At 31.8% G+C, this 17780-nt stretch carries 14 protein-coding genes; 8 read left to right on the top strand and 6 right to left on the bottom strand.

Going from position 1 to position 17780, the window contains the following annotated elements:
• Window positions 1-117 precede the first annotated feature (117 nt).
• Window positions 118-2601: an MMPL family transporter gene (locus C7J89_RS04305; protein WP_103295668.1), complete on the top strand. Its 2484-nt coding sequence runs from the start codon at window positions 118-120 to the stop codon at window positions 2599-2601.
• 123 nt (window positions 2602-2724) lie between these two features.
• Here the strand turns inward: C7J89_RS04305 and C7J89_RS04300 are convergent, their stop codons facing one another.
• Window positions 2725-3183 carry a MarR family transcriptional regulator TcaR gene (locus C7J89_RS04300; protein WP_061853582.1) on the bottom strand — a complete coding sequence of 153 codons (459 nt, stop codon included), beginning with the start codon at window positions 3181-3183 and terminating at the stop codon, window positions 2725-2727.
• Window positions 3184-3431: 248 nt separating this feature from the next.
• On the opposite strand from C7J89_RS04300, the gene C7J89_RS04295 reads away from it, so the two are divergent.
• Entirely contained in the window at window positions 3432-4394 is a 963-nt protein-coding gene (locus C7J89_RS04295; protein WP_103295667.1) for a YdcF family protein, read from the top strand.
• Between the two features lie 48 nt (window positions 4395-4442).
• Here the strand turns inward: C7J89_RS04295 and C7J89_RS04290 are convergent, their stop codons facing one another.
• Both C7J89_RS04290 and C7J89_RS04285 read right to left on the bottom strand, forming a co-directional pair.
• On the bottom strand, window positions 4443-5132 hold the full coding sequence (locus tag C7J89_RS04290) for an ABC transporter ATP-binding protein (protein ID WP_103295666.1): 690 nt from the start codon (window positions 5130-5132) through the stop codon (window positions 4443-4445).
• Window positions 5132-6184: an ABC transporter permease gene (locus tag C7J89_RS04285; protein ID WP_061853585.1), complete on the bottom strand. Its 1053-nt coding sequence runs from the start codon at window positions 6182-6184 to the stop codon at window positions 5132-5134. The genes C7J89_RS04290 and C7J89_RS04285 overlap by 1 nt, the downstream gene beginning before the upstream one ends.
• Window positions 6185-6345: 161 nt before the next feature.
• On the opposite strand from C7J89_RS04285, the gene C7J89_RS04280 reads away from it, so the two are divergent.
• Entirely contained in the window at window positions 6346-7020 is a 675-nt protein-coding gene (locus tag C7J89_RS04280; protein WP_061853586.1) for a response regulator transcription factor, read from the top strand.
• Window positions 7013-8380 (top strand): sensor histidine kinase, encoded by a 1368-nt coding sequence (locus tag C7J89_RS04275; RefSeq protein WP_103295665.1) that lies wholly within the window; start codon window positions 7013-7015, stop codon window positions 8378-8380. Before C7J89_RS04280 ends, C7J89_RS04275 begins: the two co-directional genes overlap by 8 nt.
• Before the next feature lie 45 nt (window positions 8381-8425).
• Here C7J89_RS04275 and mqo read toward each other — a convergent pair whose 3' ends face one another.
• Window positions 8426-9904 carry a malate dehydrogenase (quinone) gene (gene mqo, locus C7J89_RS04270; RefSeq protein WP_103295664.1) on the bottom strand — a complete coding sequence of 493 codons (1479 nt, stop codon included), beginning with the start codon at window positions 9902-9904 and terminating at the stop codon, window positions 8426-8428.
• Window positions 9905-10356: 452 nt separating this feature from the next.
• On the opposite strand from mqo, the gene C7J89_RS04265 reads away from it, so the two are divergent.
• Together C7J89_RS04265 and C7J89_RS04260 are read left to right on the top strand one after the other, a co-directional pair.
• A complete protein-coding gene (locus tag C7J89_RS04265) occupies window positions 10357-11505 on the top strand; it encodes a glycosyltransferase family 4 protein (RefSeq protein ID WP_061853589.1) in 1149 nt (382 codons plus the stop codon).
• 58 nt (window positions 11506-11563) lie between these two features.
• A complete protein-coding gene (locus C7J89_RS04260; protein WP_103296060.1) occupies window positions 11564-13255 on the top strand; it encodes a CDP-glycerol glycerophosphotransferase family protein in 1692 nt (563 codons plus the stop codon).
• A 58-nt stretch (window positions 13256-13313) separates the two neighbouring features.
• Here C7J89_RS04260 and C7J89_RS04255 read toward each other — a convergent pair whose 3' ends face one another.
• Both C7J89_RS04255 and C7J89_RS04250 read right to left on the bottom strand, forming a co-directional pair.
• On the bottom strand, window positions 13314-14117 hold the full coding sequence (locus C7J89_RS04255; RefSeq protein ID WP_103296059.1) for a hypothetical protein: 804 nt from the start codon (window positions 14115-14117) through the stop codon (window positions 13314-13316).
• Between the two features lie 252 nt (window positions 14118-14369).
• Window positions 14370-14891, bottom strand: a complete 522-nt coding sequence (locus C7J89_RS04250) for a GNAT family N-acetyltransferase (RefSeq protein WP_061853592.1) — start codon at window positions 14889-14891, stop codon at window positions 14370-14372.
• 313 nt (window positions 14892-15204) lie between these two features.
• On the opposite strand from C7J89_RS04250, the gene C7J89_RS04245 reads away from it, so the two are divergent.
• Together C7J89_RS04245 and glcP are read left to right on the top strand one after the other, a co-directional pair.
• Complete coding sequence (locus C7J89_RS04245) at window positions 15205-16194, top strand: acrylyl-CoA reductase family protein (RefSeq protein ID WP_103296058.1); 990 nt, start codon at window positions 15205-15207, stop codon at window positions 16192-16194.
• A gap of 224 nt (window positions 16195-16418) precedes the next feature.
• Window positions 16419-17774 (top strand): glucose transporter GlcP, encoded by a 1356-nt coding sequence (gene glcP, locus C7J89_RS04240; protein WP_172459001.1) that lies wholly within the window; start codon window positions 16419-16421, stop codon window positions 17772-17774.
• Window positions 17775-17780: the final 6 nt, after the last annotated feature.

The following is a 17780-nucleotide window of genomic DNA, read 5'->3' as shown; positions in this document are numbered from 1 at the left end:
ACATTGATATACGCATTTAGTCCAACATTTGAAAAAATTATTATCGTTCACCATTAGTTGACAGGTATCAACCATGATGCTATACTATTCCAGTAAAAAAAATTCTAGGAGGCTATTATGAAATCAATATTAAAATTTAGATGGCTGATTTCCATTATAGTTGTGATAGCGATTGCTTGTTCAATTGTATTTGCACCCAACCTTTCAAAGTTAGCTAGTGATAAAGGGGACATCGTGCCACCGAATGATACGACTTCACAACAATACAAGCAAATGTTAAAAGATGTTGGCGCTGATTCAAACAGTATGAGTGCCGTAATCAAACTGGATCATAAGTTGGACAATTCATCTAAAAAAGAAATCAACGATTATGTAGATAAAGTTAAAAAAGTTAAAGGTGTAGAAAGCGTTATTTCACCTTTTGATTCTAAAGATACTGAAGACAAACTTGTTTCAGATAATAAAAAGTCTGTCATGATACCTATCGTGTCTTCTGATAATAAAAACAAAACTTTAGATGCTAAAGAAGATATTCAGAAAATAAACCCGGATTTCAAAAATGTTTATTTAACTGGTAACGATATTATTCATGACGATATCAACAAAAGTGTAGAGAAAGGATTACAAGCTACTGAAATCATCACAGTAATATTAATACTAGTGATTTTATTCTTCGTCTTCCGTTCTGTAGTGACTCCTTTCGTACCATTAGTATTTGTAGGGTTGTCATATGTTTTTGCACAAGGAATTCTCGCACTATTAGTTAAATACTTTGATTTCCCTGTGTCTATTTATATTCAATCATTTTTAGTCGCCCTATTATTCGGTATAGGTACTGACTATTGTATTTTATTACTAAACAGATATAAGGAAGAATTAGGTAAAGACCAATCTAATTTCGATGCTGTTTTAAGCACTTTTAAAAATGGTGGACGTACAATATTAATTTGTGCCATTACCGTACTAGTTGGCTTTGGTGCATTATTCTTCGTTAAATTTAGCTTATTTAAATCTGCCGTTGGTATTGCAGTCGGCGTTTTATGTTTAATGATTGTTTTATTTACATTATTGCCTACACTCCTAGCACTAATTGGAGACAAAGTATTTTGGCCAAGTAAAAATGCTGCTGGTCATTCAGATAGTAAGTTATGGGGTAAATTAGCAGATTTCACTACTAAACGCCCATTCATAGCATTAGTAATCGTATTCGTAATTATGGTGCCACTTATTTTCTTCTCACCTAATAACATTACGTACGACAATACTAATGAAATTAGTGATAAATATGACTCAATAAAAGCCATCAATGTTATTAAAAATGATTTCAGTGTCGGTGAAGCTTTCCCAGTTCAAGTAGCGATTAAATCCGACAGCAAATTAACTGATAGTAAAGGTGTTAATGACCTTGAGGCATTATCTCAATCTATTAACAAAATTAAAGGCGTTGATTCAGTAAATACAATCACTCGCCCAACTGGTACACCTATCAAACAACTTGGTGCTACTTATCAGTTAAATGAAATGCAAAAACAACTTGGCAAAGCCAATAATGGCTTAAATGACGTCAACAATGGTCTTAATCAATTGAACTCACAAGTATCACCATTAAAAGATAGCCAACAAGTTCAAGGATTGATGCAACAAGGCAGTCAAGACCCACAAGGTTCAAACCAAAAAGTGACACAACAGGCTGGTCAATTGTCTCAAGGACTTGAAAAATCTCAAAATGGTATTTCTCAAGTTCAAGATGGACAATCTAAAATTCAACAAAGAATGAAAGATATGTCTAAAGATGAAGACATCAAAAAATCAGGTATGTATATTACAAATGACATGCTAAACAATGGAGATTTGAAAAAATCAGTTGATCAATATAGCGAAGATAATGGCAAAATTGTGCTATTAAATATTGATTTAAAAGATGATCCATTCTCTAATAAAGCAATGAATACTGTCGATACAATTCATAAAACAGTAGATAATCAAGTTAAAGGAACATCATTTAAAGATAGCAAAATTGAATATGGTGGCATGTCTTCTCAAAACAATGACTTACAAGACACAATCGACCATGATATGAATAAAGCAATCATCCTAATTTCAATATTCTTATTCATAGTGTTATTAATATTCCAACGCTCAATTATTATGCCAATCTACATGATTGCTTCTATATTAATTACTTACTACGCTTCGATAGGTATTAGTAATATTATCTTTGGCAACATGTTGCATATGGGCGGATTATTACTCGTAGTACCATTCTTTAGTTTCGTAGTATTAATGGCACTCGGTGTTGACTATGCTATATTCTTAGTCAACCGCTTCAGCGAAGAAGCTTCCCTAGGAATTAACGAAGCATTACAAATCGCTATGCGTAAAATGGGTAAAGTTATAATGACTGCATGTATTATTCTAATAGGTACTGTTGCTGCATTATATGCATCAGGTGCAATGACACTAATGGAAATAGCAACAGTCGTTATACTTGGTTTAATCATTTACAATTTATTAATGTTACCACTATTTATTCCAGCAGTCGCTAAATCATTTGGTAAAGGTAACTGGTGGCCATTCAAATATAAAGGTAACAATCAGTAAGCTTATTCATTATTAAAAACAATAATTAAGCACCGGAGCAATCGATATAAATGATTGCTCCGGTGCTTTTTATATAAAAAAAGAAGCTCAACTTTCCACTAATTGAGCCACCCTTATTCTTTTCTAACTATTAACATTGAAGTTTTTTAATCGGTCGTCAATGATTTCTAACACATAGCGCGCTTGTTCGATTTGTTCTTCCGATAAGTCATACAACATATCGCTTACGATATCGCTAATAATAGATTTACATTCATTACTAAATTGTTTCCCTTTGTCGGTTAACTTAATGTATTTCAATCTTTGATCTAAATGTGCTTCTGTTTTATCCCATTCTACTAAGCCCGATTGAATAAGTTTTTTAATTCTACGACTTACAGCAGCTTTATTAACGTCTTGTCTTTCTGTAATTTCTGTTAACGTTAAAGCTTTTTCATTTTCCAACATCATAATAACATTTTCTTGTTCTTTAGAGATGTTATATTCTTCTCTTAAATCTTTAAGTAGTTTAGCTAACAAAGTATTGATGTCATCTAAAAAACCACCCATAAATTCAATATGACTTCTAATATTTTTAACCATAAACCTCGCACCCCAAACTAGCTTTGTCCTTTAAAAAATGGTCACTCTCACCTAAATATGTTAATTATATAATATCAATAAATTAGGTTGTAATAAAGCATTATAAGAATAATGGTTAACATATAAACTTTATTTATTATTTATAATACACTTTTAAAATTTTTTAATTTAAAGCAATAAGGACTTCTAGTTGCTTATTTCTAACGAATACTCTACATTAATTATAAATTAACCAATCGAGGTGCAAGATGTACTTACCAACAATTATACTCTGTATTGCTATTGTTTTAATTTTTATTAGTTTAACTTTAGGTCAACAATACTTTATCTCTTTGAATGCTTATATCACAGTAGTAATCATAGGTTTTATAAGCATCGCCTACCATGTCTGGAAAGACACGTTTCCTATAGATTTAATCATAACAATTATTATAGGTGGTATTTTATTACACATTAAACATCGACACCTGTTCAAAAGCAATAATAGCAAATTATTTCTCCGAAGATTATATATCATTGTTATCAAACTGTGTATCTTTATATTAGCCTGTACTTATATTAGCTTGATACCATTATTTTTCAACTTTGTATTTTTATGGTTAGCTGCAGTAGGTTTCAGCGCATTATTCTCTCTAATTTGTTATACTATATGGTCGTCTAGTTATGCTGATGTATCAGTTAAACAACACTGCGATGCAATATTAATATTAGGTGCAGGTATTTTCACGGAAGAAGTAACACCTATGTTAAAAGACCGTTTAGAGTGTGCTCTTAAATTATTTCAGTCCAATCCCACTGCACAAATTATTGTTAGTGGCGGGCAAGGACCAGACGAACCCATTTCTGAAGCGTTAGCTATGCAACGTTATTTAATTGCTAACGATGTACCACAACACCAAATAATAATGGAAGATCGTTCTACAAGCACTTATGAAAATATAAAATATACCAAGTTATTACTTATCAACCATATTTCCAGAAATACAAAAATGATTTGTGTCACAAGCCAATTTCACATATTACGTGCGCTTAGATTCGGTCAAAAGTTCAATTTAAAATTTAAAGGGCTAGGCAGTCGAACACCCTATCATTTCTTTGAGGTAGCGTTAATCAGAGATTATCTGGCATTAATGTATCAGTATAAAGCCGTACTAACGATTTATTTCGCAGCATTATTTATTTTAAGCTTTTTTGCGTTATGGTCATTTTAAATAATAAAAAGGAAATCATCTTAATGATGATTTCCTTTTTATTTTAGCTTAATTCGAAACTGTTTCTTTATTGCTATCTACAATTTTACCGTTATCTAATTCTATAATTCTATCGGCATATTGGAATAGACGTTGGTCATGTGTAATCATAATACCAATCATATTGTTCTCTTGAATTTGTTGTTTAATCATATGGACTACTTCAGTTGCTCTGCTTGCATCCAAACTAGCTGTAGGTTCATCGGCTAAAATTATTTTAGGATCATTCATAAACGCTCTCATTATAGCTACACGTTGTTTTTCCCCTCCTGATAACATATGTGGGTAAACATTTAAACGATGTGCTAATCCTATATTTTCCAATAGTGTTTGTGCTTTAGAATCAGCGTCTTTTTTAGACATTTTAGCTTCTTTACCTAAAGTTGTTAGTTGAGCTTTAACTGTTAAATACGGCACTAAATGAGATGATTGAAATATAAGTCCTATTTCATTTAGACGTAAATCTGCAGGTTTATTACTTGCTGAGAACAAGGGCGCATCATTATAAATAATATCACCGCTATTAGGCGTTAATAGACCACCTAAAATAGTTAGTAACGTTGTTTTTCCTGAACCAGATGCACCGTTTAAAATAACAAACTCTCCATCGTCCACATTAAAATTAATACCTTTTAAAACTTCTGTTTCAGCTTGACCTTTACCGAATGATTTTGTAATTTCTTTTACTGTTAAAGTCATTATTCTGCACCTCCAATGGCTTCTATAGGATCTACTCTAAATAATTTAACGAATGATAAGATTGCACCAATAATTGCAACTAAAATAAATATGACTACTACGATTGCCAAGTTAGTAGCTGTTATATGGAACGGCATTGATACTGGCATAATCATTGATAATCCACTAATGATGCCGATAGCAATAATAACTCCGACCATTGTACTTAACACGATTTGTGTTACTAAAGCTAATAATAAATGTTTTGTCTTGATACCGATTGCTTTAAGTATGCCAATTTCTGATATTTTTTGAATTGTCATAACATAGAAGAAGGCACTTAATACAATAGCAGTTATAATATATAGACTCACTATCATCATGTTTAATGGTGCTTGTTCAGCTTGATAACTTGGAAGTTCATCAGTGATATTTTTCTCACTATACGTTTTAACACCATCTAAATCTTTTATTTTTTGTTGTTGATCTTTTGATAATTTATTCACTGGGAAGATTACTGAACTACGTTTATTCAAATCGTCGAATCCTTTATTATTCATCATTACTATTGAACTGTGGGCATGCATCGTATCTGTAAGAATACCAGAGACAGTCAATTTCTCACCAGATTTTGTTTTGACTTTATCTCCTACTGATAAGCCGTCCGCAGTTAATTTATTATTAATAGCGACTTCGTTGTTGTTTTTCGGATAATGACCTTTTTCTAATTTTGGTTGTTTATCTTTTACGCTATTAATCATCATAACGTCTTCTTCATCTTTATTGATATTTAGGGTCTGAGGTGCTATTTTCATCGGTTGTTGTTTCGTAATATCTTTAATTTCTTTTTGTTGCTTTGTTGATAATACAGATTTTTCAATTTGTGGTTGTTTATTATCTTGCATGACGTACTTTTGTGCATTCATATTATTTAACATAGAAACATTTTCTCTTGCTAGTCCTTGTGCCAAACCGCTTATAAATAACACCATAATACTTAGTAATAAAATGATGAGCATAATTAAAATAAAACGGAATTTATAGAATTTCATCTCTTGTAGTGCTAGTTTCATAGTATATTCACTCCTCTGTTAACTTTATATTTGTATAATAAGACTGTTATATGAACTGAATATGAACAAAATTCATATTTGCTAAAAAAATTTAAAACGACTATATTTGAATTAAACTGACAGTCAGAATTAACAATATAAACAGATAGGAGTTGCGAATCTTGACGACTTGTTTAATCGTAGATGACGATCCCAAAATATTAGACTATGTGTCTACATATTTAGAACGTGAAGGTCTTCAAACCATCACACAACCAAGTGCTGAAAAAGCATTAACTTATTTAGAAGCTCATTCGGTAGACATTGGTATTGTTGATATAATGATGGAAGGCATGAATGGATTTGAACTTTGCAAGGTGTTAAAGGAAGACTATGAAATGCCGGTAATTATGTTAACAGCACGTGATGCACTGAGTGATAAAGAACGTGCTTACCTAACTGGAACCGATGATTATGTTACTAAACCATTTGAAATAAAAGAACTAATGTTTAGAATTAAAGCCGTATTACGACGTTATAACATCAATTCAAATAGTGAAATTACGCTTAATAATTTAACTATTAATCAACCTTATTTAGAAATACAAGCTAATGGAAAGACTATGAATTTACCTAATAAAGAATTTCAATTATTATTTTTACTAGCTTCTAATTTTAAGCAAGTATTTAGTAGAGATGATTTAATTGAAAAGATTTGGGGATTTGATTATGAGGGCGATGAACGAACTGTCGACGTTCACATTAAAAGACTGCGTAAGAAACTAGAACAACTTAATGCAGATGTAACGATTAAAACCGTACGAGGGTTAGGATATAAGGTGGATGATTATGTTTAAATCTTTATATATTAGAATTGCAGTATACACAATCATAGTAATGGTCTTTAGTGCTTTAGTAAGTTTCCTTATAACGAACGTATATTACCATGTTTATTTAAAAGAAAATAATGACGCTAAAATCATGCGCACATTAAAAGAAGCAAAAGCTTTTGAAATGAACGATGGCCCTAAATATAGTAGCGATTATTTTAAACATTTGGGTGACATGAATTACCAAATTTTGACTGTTAATAAACATGGACATAAACAATTTTATGGCGAACCTTTTCGTAAAGATAATATCTCGCAACATGCTATCTCTCAGGTACTACATAATAAAGATTATCATGGCATAAAAAATCAACCTTACAAATTATTTGTTACAGGCTTTTTTGAAAACGTGACATCTAATACTGTCGGTGTTAAATTTACGACGCACAATCAAGAATTTGCCGTTTTTATGCGTCCAGATATAGGTAAAACATTTAGTGAATTTAGAGTCTTTTTAGCAGTGTTAATTACACTCTTATTAGTCATTTCAATCACTTTAGTTATATTATCTACTTACGCTATCATTAAGCCGGTCAAACAATTAAAGCGTTCTACAGAACTTATGATGCGTGGTAATTTTTCAACACCAATTAAAGTTACACGTAAGGACGAACTAGGCACATTACAATATAGATTTGATACGATGCGACAATCATTAAAAGAGCTAGATTCGATGCGACAACATTTTGTGCAAAATGTATCACATGAAATTAAAACTCCCCTTACACATATTCATCAATTGTTAGATAAACTTACGTTTACGACAAAAAAAGAAGAACAAGCTTATTATGTGGACGAAATTTATCGCATTACTACACAATTAAGTGAGCTCACAAAAGAATTACTATTATTATCAGAGCTTGATAATGGCTCACATTTATCATTTAACGATAAAGTTAAATTAAATAACCTACTTACTGATATCGTACGTCATGAGCGCTTCGCCACGGAACAAAAAGGGATAACAATCATGTCCGACTTAGCTGACATCAATTATGTCGGTAATGAACGATTACTACATCAAGCATTTCAAAATTTAATTACGAATGGCATTAAATATTCTGTTGAATACGGCATTATAGATTTATCTTTAAAAGAAAATGCCGACGCAATCACATTTACAATCAAAAATGAAGGTAACGTGATTGATAAACAAACGCAGCAACATATTTTTGAAAGATTTTATAAAGTGAGCAATCACGATAATAGCAATGGTCTTGGTTTAGCTATCGCCAAAACCATTAGCGAACTACACAATGGTCATATCGCAGTAAATAGCGAAGATGACGCTACAATATTTACGATTACATTACCTCATACAAAATAAAAAAGCACCTTCTATTTAATTAAAATAGAAGGTGCTTTCAACTTATTAATTTACTTTCAAATTCTTTTTGATTTCTTCATTTATTTTTTTATATAACGCTTCATTTTCAGATAGTTTTTGACCATAAGAAGGTATCATTTCTACAATTTTATCTTCCCATTGGCTAAATTCATTTTTATAACATTTTTTCAATAAATCTAACATGATGTCTACTGCAGTTGATGCACCAGGTGAAGCACCTAACAGCGCTGATAATGAACCGTCTTTAGAAGTAACGAGTTCTGTACCAAATTGTAAATTACCTTTACTTTCTTTAGTATCTTTAATAACTTGAACACGTTGACCTGCAACAATTACATCCCAATCCTCGCTTTTAGCATTAGGCATAAACAGTCTCAAGTCTTCCATTCGTTCTTCATTCGATAACATTAATTGAGAAATTAAATATTTCGTTAAATTCATTTCTTTAATGCCTGCTGATAACATCGTTACAATATTATTTGGTTTTACAGATTTAATTAAATCCATATTTGAACCTGTTTTCAAGAATTTAGGTGAAAAGCCTGCGAACGGCCCAAATAATAACGTACGTTTACCATCTATATAACGTGTATCTAAATGTGGAACCGACATAGGTGGTGCTCCGACAGCGGCTTTACCATAAACTTTAGCATTATGTTGTTTAGTAATTTCTTCTTTTGAACATGCTAAGAATAAGCCACTAACTGGGAACCCACCAATATGTTTAGACTCTTTGATACCAGTTTTTTGTAACAATGGTAAACTAGCGCCACCAGCACCGATAAATACAAAGTCACTTTCAACAACTTCTGTTTGATTTGTTTTTAAGTTTTTAACTGTGACTTCCCATTTGCCATCTTTACGTTGTTTAATGTCTTGTACTTCGTGTTCATAATTTAATTCAACATTTTTCTCTGCTAAATTGGCAAATAATTGGCGTGTTAAACTGCTGAAGTTTACGTCCGTACCTGTTTTATCATAAGTAATTGCCATAGGGATATTAGAAGTACGACCCTCCATCATTAATGGTGCCCATGATTTGATTTTCTCTTTATCGTCTGTAATTTCCATATTGCTAAACAGAATATTTTCATTTAAATACTCTACACGTTTGCGTAAGAATTCAACATTTTTAATTCCCTGTACAAAGCTCATATGTGGTACAGGTTGAATAAAGGCTTGAGGATCTTCTAATTTACCTTGTTTAACTAAATAACTCCAAAACTGTTTTGAAATTTGAAATTGTTCGTTTATCTTAACGGCTTTCTTAATGTCTATACCGCCATATTTGTCTTCATTAGTATAATTTAATTCACATAACGCCGAATGCCCTGTGCCCGCGTTGTTCCATGCATTTGAACTTTCTTGTGCTGGTGAATCTAGCCTTTCAAACATTTTAATTTCTTTGTTAGGTGCTAACTCTTTTAACATAGTTCCTAACGTTGCACTCATAATCCCGCCACCAATTAAGATGACATCTGTTTTGCTATGTTGTGTAGTCATAACAAATACAGTCCCCCTTTTATAAATGTTCATAGAAAGGTTTCATACATAATTCAAAGTCGTACTCATCGTATGATAATGAAATCGATAAAGCGCTTTCTATTGGTCTTAAATAAAAAATCATTATTCTTAGTTATTGTATCATTGTCATATTATATGCTTACAAACAATAACAATTTACATATATCAACTTCTTTAATTATATACATAAATCAACAATGAAAAAAGCCCCAAAAACTAAACATTAATTTTTTTAACGATTAGTTAAGGCTTATCTTTATATTGTATACCCTATTTTTCTTATTTAAATGCTTATTTAACAATAATTGAAAGTTATAAGTTCTTCTCATATAATTAATGATATTAACTAGGTACTTTATAGAAAATAATGCTTATGTTACTAACTTTGGACACATTTTTTATAAGCATTATTATTTTTTGGGGGATAAATAATGAAATCAATCACTTTTTTCACTCACAATATTTACGCTATGGGTGGCACTGTAAAGTCAATATCACAATTAGCGAATGTATTAGCTCAAAAAGGACATAATGTAAAAATTATTTCTGTTTTTAAAGGAAGTAACGAACCTTATTTTGAGTTACATCCTAATATTGAAATCACTGCATTAACTAATTATCAATTACATCCTTCAAATGTTAAAGATATATTTTATAACCGTTTAAGAAAATTCACACCATTCAATAAACCACGAGTGTTATCTCAACATGAACCGGGACTATATCAATTTTCTTCTTACGTTGAGAACAAAATGATTCGTAGTATTAAATCAGTAGACACTGACGTCTTAATCGGTACACGTGCTAGCTTTAATATTTTCATCACACAACATGCACCTACTAATGTAGAAAAAATAGGTATGGAACACATGAATTTCGACGCTCACCCTACTGCTTATCAGGATCAAATCGTAAAAGCATATCGCCATTTAGACAAAATTACTACATTAACGAGCAATGATAAGAAACGCTATGAATCTGTTATTGATACACCGGCTTATGTCGTTCCGAATGTATTAAATGAAGGACGCCAATCTCTAAGTAAACGCAACTTAATCATTGCTGCCGGACGTTTAGAATATGAAAAAGGTTTTGATTTACTCATTGATAGTATCAATAATATTCAAAATGTGATGCGCGAGCAAAATTATAAATTAGCTATTTATGGCGAAGGTCAAGAACGAACGCACCTACAGCAACAAATTGAACAATTTAACTTGGCAGATATTATTTCGTTAAATCCGACTACGAAGTCATTATCAACAAAATTAGCCGAAAGTAAATACACTGTCATACCTTCTCGCAACGAAGGTTTTGGCATGGTGATATTGGAGGCAATGAATCAGGGAAGTGTAGTAGTAAGTTTTGATGATATTGTTGGTCCTACGTCAATTATTGACAACGAACAAAATGGTTATTTAGTGACTCAAGGCGATGTCATGGCTTTATCAAACAAGCTACAAGCATTACTTGCTAATGACGATAATAACGCCGACATTGTGGAAAATGGTTATAAGACTGTTAAAGCATATGAGCCAAATGCCGTTTATACACAATTTCTAACTATGTTAAATGATTAAACGCTTCATTGAACTAATAACACTAAAATTAATTAATAAAGATTGGTAGAGATAATTTATGATTAAACAATTAACTATAGAAAGTTGGCAAGATTTAACACGCCGACTAGAACAAGCTATACAAGATGGCTATTCTCATTTTGTAGCATTATCAGACAGTATTACGATATATGAGGATATGTTAGACGCTGTTGAACTAAAACCGTGTACTATCATTACAGATTATACGGTAGACCAATTCTATAGAAACGATTGTCGCTATTTTGGCAAAACAACAATCACTTTTAATGATTGGATAGAAAACATTAATCACTATCCTAACGTTATCTTTGATATTGCAACAACACTAGACATACTTAACACACACGAAATCAATAATATTTTTGATTTAGCTATTATTTCGTTACTACAAGATGAAGTAGCGGTCGATCCGCATGTAGTTTATAACTTCACTCAAAATATAACTACTTCTAGTGCTATATGGTCAACTGTTAAAAATTGTTCTCTGTTAAACACGACAAAATACAATCTAAATAAATTAGCATATATACATGGTCATAAAGTGCCCTTCAAACAACAAGAAATTTTAGCGCCAGACACATTACGTTTCGTTGATAAATTACTGTTAAAAACAAAGTTTAAACTACCGCATTGGATATTTAATAGCGTACAACGACACTTTGTAAAAAAACATCAACAACAAAGTTATATCTATGAAAAAAATGCCAATAAACTCAAAGATCATATCGTATTTTTAGGTTTTGATTATGGCTTTAGAGGAAATTCACGTTATTTATTTAATCATTTTGCCAAGCACTTTGCTAAAATACCTATTTATTTCATTACAAGTGATATAAAAGGTCCTAATTTTATTAATCCAGATGACCCTAAAGCTAAATCGCTTATAGAAGAAGCAAGAGTAGTTATATTAGAAAGTAATATACCAGACTCGCTACAACCTAACGGTACTATTATTCAACTTTGGCACGGCACACCAATTAAAAAATTATTTTTAGATAGTCACGAGCCATATCAAAATCTTAATATTTATAATTATCGTGCTCGTAAATACAATAAATGGTTACAGCAAGATTATTTAGTGTGTGATTGTGAAGAAATCGTTGATTATTTCAAAAGTGCTTATCCTTTACAACATACAAATGTCATAAGTTGTGGTTATCCAAGAGTGAAATATTTATTGGCCAAACAATTTGATGCGCCTTATATTCAGTTTATAAAACATGAACTAAAATTAGATACTGAAAAACCAACTCTATTATATGCGCCTACTTGGAAATCAGAATCAGACGAAGAAGCGTTATTCCCTATTAGCGATGGTTTATTAAATAAATACAATGTGATTTATAAAGGTCATGTTGAAAGTAATTCTACTTATTTACCGGAAAATGCCATTATTGCACCCACTAATCTTGAAACACAAGATTTAATACTAAGTGCAGACGTTGTATTGACTGATTATTCATCAATTATTTTTGACGCATTAGCATTAGATAAAACAGTTTGTCAGTACACGCCTAATCATGAACAATACATTGCTGAACGTGGCGTCTATGATGATGTTATGCATTCCTTAGCAACAGTCAGATATAGTGACGCTAAAGCCTTACTCAATGATTTAGTTAGCTTTCAAATGACATCAATTACGAATAATGCCTTTGTAAATGATAACAATCACGCTTTCGAGACACTTTCAAATATAATTAATAAACATATTAATTATCATAAATAAAAAAAGCTGGTAAAGCCTATGATGAGGTCTTTACCAGCTTTTATATTGTAAGTAAATATTATTGATGATACGCAGGGTCAACTATACGTACTGTTCCTTGTTTATCTACAGTTGCGATTGCATAAGTGCCTGGTTGTGCTTGGTTTTGGAAACTAAAGATATAACTATAATTACCGTCACTACCTTCAACTGCATAATCATTATAAGGATTATTTTGTCCGTTCAAACCATTTACTTCTTTAGTCGCTTGATCTAATGAAGTTTGGAAATTTGGTAAGTTACGTAATGCTTGTTGTGAATTATCGTTTGATGATGAAATATTTTGTGCTACAGGTACTGCGTTTTGTCCTTGGTAAGGAGCTACATACTTACCATTTGAACCGTTGTTTGTTGCACCATTTTGTGAATTTGAGTTGGCATTATCGTCACTTGAATTCGCATTAGCATTAGCGTTTGCATTAGCGTTTGCATTACTATTTGCATTACTATTGTCATTACCGTTAGCATTGCTATTGCCATTTGAATTGTCCGCATCTGAACCATTTGAATTATTATCGCTATTACTACTTGAAGACGAATCGTTTCCATTACCATTACTGTTCGAGTTATTATCCGACTTGTCGCTGTCATTAGAAGACGCATTGTCATTGCCATTACTATCTTTTGATTTACTGTCACTGTCTTTGTCAGCTTTAGAGCTATCATCGTTATTTTTCTTGTTATCTTTGTTTGAGTCTTTAGCTTTGTCTGAACTAGACGATTTATCTTTATTAGAATCGTCCTTACTACTACCATTGTCACCGTTTGAGCACGCTGCAAGTGCCAAAGATAACGTTAAAATACCTGCCAAAAGTTTTTTCATAGAATACAACCTCCTCAAAAATATGCTTACTGTGTGCAAACCATCATATGTATTGCCACTTTTTACGAAGTGGCTAGTTGGTAAGCTTAACTATTTTATACACTAAAATTTTTTATATAAACCTAAATACTAAAAATTTTAATAATATTTAAATGAAATTAAAATTGTAACAATAAGGCAATATATTTGGACACTATTAAAAACAATATGAGTTTCATGTGATTGAGGTTGGATTCTGAATAAATTATTATGTTAATGTACTACGGATTTCTCCATTACTAAATCTAAATCGACCGTATCTCCGGTAACAAATCGATGTTCACCGGTTACTTGGAAACCATGTTTATTATAAAATTTCAGCGCTTGTTCGTTATGTTTCCACACACCTAACCAGATATGCGTTTTATTTAAAGCTTTTGCGCGTTCTTCGGCATAGTTAATAACATTCGCGCCTTTGCCCCCACCTTGAGCTTCTTTTAAAAAATAAATTCGTTGTAGTTCTAAATATTGTTCACCCATTGGTTCAGTTTGTGACTCACCAATATTTAATTTAAAATAGCCTACTATGTTACTATCAACTACATAAAAATACGTTTCCGAATTGCTATCTTCTAGTTCTTCAGCTAACTTTTCGATTGTAAATGCCGAATCAAAATAATCTTGAAAATCTTCATCACTATAACTGTCTTCAAAAGTATCAAGAAAAGTTTTTATTCCAAGCTCTTTTAATAATTGTAATTCTGTTGATTTTACTTTTTTAATTTCGTAAGACATACAACTCACCCATTTCATACACTGATTTTAAAAATATACTAATATATTATATTTTTATTAGGCGCATTTCAATTCCAACCATAATTAACATTACTTTTACAAATAATTTAAAATCTATCATTGTGTAAGTTACTTGTATATTTTATAATTAAACGGTTGTATAAATGAAAATATTGTTTTTTATATAAACTTCTACATTTACTGTAAAAAAATAAAATTAGCCTTATTGTGAATAGTATGTTTTCATGATATTGTGGCAATAGTTTTTTTACTGTTCATAAATTTTATTTACATAAAGGAGTGCCATAGAGCAATGACTGAAACATTTAAAGCTTTTGTGGTCGATGAACAAGACGGCAAAGTAAACGCTCAATTTAAAGATATAACTACAGAAGATTTACCTGAAGGTGAAGTATTAATAAAAGTAAAATATTCAGGTATAAATTATAAAGATGCATTAGCTACCGAAGATAACAATAAAATAGTTCGCGATTATCCAATGGTACCTGGTATTGATTTAGCAGGCGTAGTGGCTTCTTCAGACAGTCACGCTTTTGAAGAAGGTGACGAAGTAATCGTTACCGGATTTGACTTAGGTATTTCACATTATGGTGGTTTTAGTGAATATGCACGCGTTAAAGAAGAATGGATTGTTCGTTTACCTAAAAATCTTACTTTAGAAGAAGCGATGATTTACGGTACGGCTGGATACACTGCTGGTTTAGCCATTGAAACTTTAGAACATAACGGTTTATCTATTGAAGATGGAAAAGTCTTAGTTCGTGGAGCATCAGGTGGTGTTGGTACATTAGCAGTTATGATGTTAAATTCAATCGGCTTTAAAGTTATCGCAAGTTCTGGTAAAGCTGATGCGAAAGATACATTAACTTCATTAGGTGCAAAAGAAGTCATAGACCGTATTTCTGACAATGATGCAAAACCATTAGGCTCACGCACTTGGGCAGCAGCAATCGATCCAGTTGGTGGCGAAGGTTTAGCTCACGTCCTAAAACATATCGACTATAATGGTAGTGTAGCTACAATCGGTATGACTGGTGGCGATAAATTTACTAGTTCAGTATTCCCATTTATTTTAAGAGGCATTAATGTCTTTGGTATCGATTCAGTTTATACTAAAATGAAACGTCGCCAATTAATTTGGAGAAGACTTGCTACGGACTTGAAACCAAAACAACTACACGATATTAAACAAGTTATCTCATTCGATAATATCGAACAAGGCATTCAAAACGTGCTTGATCATAATAATAAAGGCAGAATTATTATAGATTTTAATAATTAGGTCCCTATTCATTAGACATGACAACTTTCATTTACTGAAAGTTGTCTTTTTTTGTTTTATAACAAATTTTTTACTTTGGTGATAACAATATTAGTTAAAAATTTCTTTATATATATATTTACTAAGATTTAAAACTATATAAATTAGTTATACTTTAATATTTACATCTTTATTATGAAAGCGTATACTTTACTGTGGTTGAAACAATCGAGAGGGGTTATAGTATGGGAATTAAAATAAACAAAAAATTGATTTTCTTCCTAGGCGCTTTAGGTGGCTTATTATACGGATATGATATGGGAGTTATATCCGGTGCATTATTATTTATTAAAAATGATATTCCACTCAATAGTTTTACTGAAGGCCTAGTCGTAGCTTCAATGCTAGTTGGAGCAATATTCGGTTCAGGTGCTAGTGGCCCAATGTCCGATAAGTTAGGACGTAGACGTGTCGTCTTTATTATTGCAATCGTCTATATTGTTGGGGCCCTTATTTTAGCGTTAGCACCTTCAATGCCAGTATTGGTTATTGGTCGTTTAGTTATCGGTTTAGCGGTCGGTGGTTCTACTGCTATCGTACCCGTATACTTATCAGAAATGGCTCCTACAGAACAAAGGGGTTCATTAAGTTCATTAAACCAATTAATGATTACAATCGGTATTTTAGCTTCATACTTAATTAACTACGCATTCACACCAATCGATGGTTGGAGATGGATGTTAGGTTTAGCAGTTGTTCCTTCACTTATACTGTTAATAGGTGTAGCCTTTATGCCTGAAAGTCCAAGATGGCTATTAGAACATAAAAGCGAACAAGCCGCTAGAGACGTAATGAAAATGACATTTAACGAAAGTGAAATTAATAAAGAAATTGCGGACATGAAAGAAATAAATCGTATTTCTGAAAGTACATGGAATGTTTTAAAATCACCATGGTTACGTCCCACATTGATTATCGGTTCACTCTTTGCCCTATTCCAACAAATAATTGGAATCAATGCCATTATTTATTACGCTCCTTCAATTTTTAGTAAAGCTGGATTAGGTGATGCAACTTCAATTTTAGGTACAGTTGGTATCGGTACAGTCAATGTAATTATTACAATCGTAGCAATATTTATTATCGATAAAATTGATCGTAAAAAGTTATTAGTTATCGGTAATAGTGGTATGGTTGCTTCATTACTTATTATGGCAATCTTAATTTGGATGATTGGTATTCAATCTTCTGCATGGATTATTATCTTATGTTTAACTTTATTTATTATTTTCTTTGGTTTCACTTGGGGACCAGTGTTATGGGTTATGTTACCAGAACTATTCCCTATGCGCGCACGTGGTGCGGCAACTGGTTTTGCAGCATTAATCTTATCAATTGGTAGTTTATTAGTAGCTCAGTTATTCCCTATATTGACTGATGTTTTACCAGTTGAACAAGTATTCTTAATCTTCGCAGTTATCGGTATTGTAGCGTTAATATTTGTAATTAAATATTTACCTGAAACAAGAGGCCGTAGCTTAGAAGAAATAGAAGCAGACTTACGTTCAAGAACAAATGCGACTGACGCTAACATTAAATAATTTCAG

The sequence above is a fragment of the Staphylococcus kloosii genome, assembly GCF_003019255.1.
GTDB lineage: Bacteria > Bacillota > Bacilli > Staphylococcales > Staphylococcaceae > Staphylococcus > Staphylococcus kloosii.
This window is presented reverse-complemented; position numbering and strand designations above follow the sequence as displayed.

Coding starts and splice junctions, on each gene's coding strand:
- C7J89_RS04265 (WP_061853589.1), top strand. CDS start 10,357: ATGAAATCAATCACTTTTTTCACTCACAATATTTACGCTATGGGTGGC.
- C7J89_RS04255 (WP_103296059.1), bottom strand. CDS start 14,117: ATGAAAAAACTTTTGGCAGGTATTTTAACGTTATCTTTGGCACTTGCA.
- C7J89_RS04275 (WP_103295665.1), top strand. CDS start 7,013: ATGTTTAAATCTTTATATATTAGAATTGCAGTATACACAATCATAGTA.
- C7J89_RS04250 (WP_061853592.1), bottom strand. CDS start 14,891: ATGTCTTACGAAATTAAAAAAGTAAAATCAACAGAATTACAATTATTA.
- C7J89_RS04245 (WP_103296058.1), top strand. CDS start 15,205: ATGACTGAAACATTTAAAGCTTTTGTGGTCGATGAACAAGACGGCAAA.
- glcP (WP_172459001.1), top strand. CDS start 16,419: ATGGGAATTAAAATAAACAAAAAATTGATTTTCTTCCTAGGCGCTTTA.
- C7J89_RS04285 (WP_061853585.1), bottom strand. CDS start 6,184: ATGAAACTAGCACTACAAGAGATGAAATTCTATAAATTCCGTTTTATT.
- C7J89_RS04305 (WP_103295668.1), top strand. CDS start 118: ATGAAATCAATATTAAAATTTAGATGGCTGATTTCCATTATAGTTGTG.
- C7J89_RS04290 (WP_103295666.1), bottom strand. CDS start 5,132: ATGACTTTAACAGTAAAAGAAATTACAAAATCATTCGGTAAAGGTCAA.
- C7J89_RS04260 (WP_103296060.1), top strand. CDS start 11,564: ATGATTAAACAATTAACTATAGAAAGTTGGCAAGATTTAACACGCCGA.
- mqo (WP_103295664.1), bottom strand. CDS start 9,904: ATGACTACACAACATAGCAAAACAGATGTCATCTTAATTGGTGGCGGG.
- C7J89_RS04300 (WP_061853582.1), bottom strand. CDS start 3,183: ATGGTTAAAAATATTAGAAGTCATATTGAATTTATGGGTGGTTTTTTA.
- C7J89_RS04295 (WP_103295667.1), top strand. CDS start 3,432: ATGTACTTACCAACAATTATACTCTGTATTGCTATTGTTTTAATTTTT.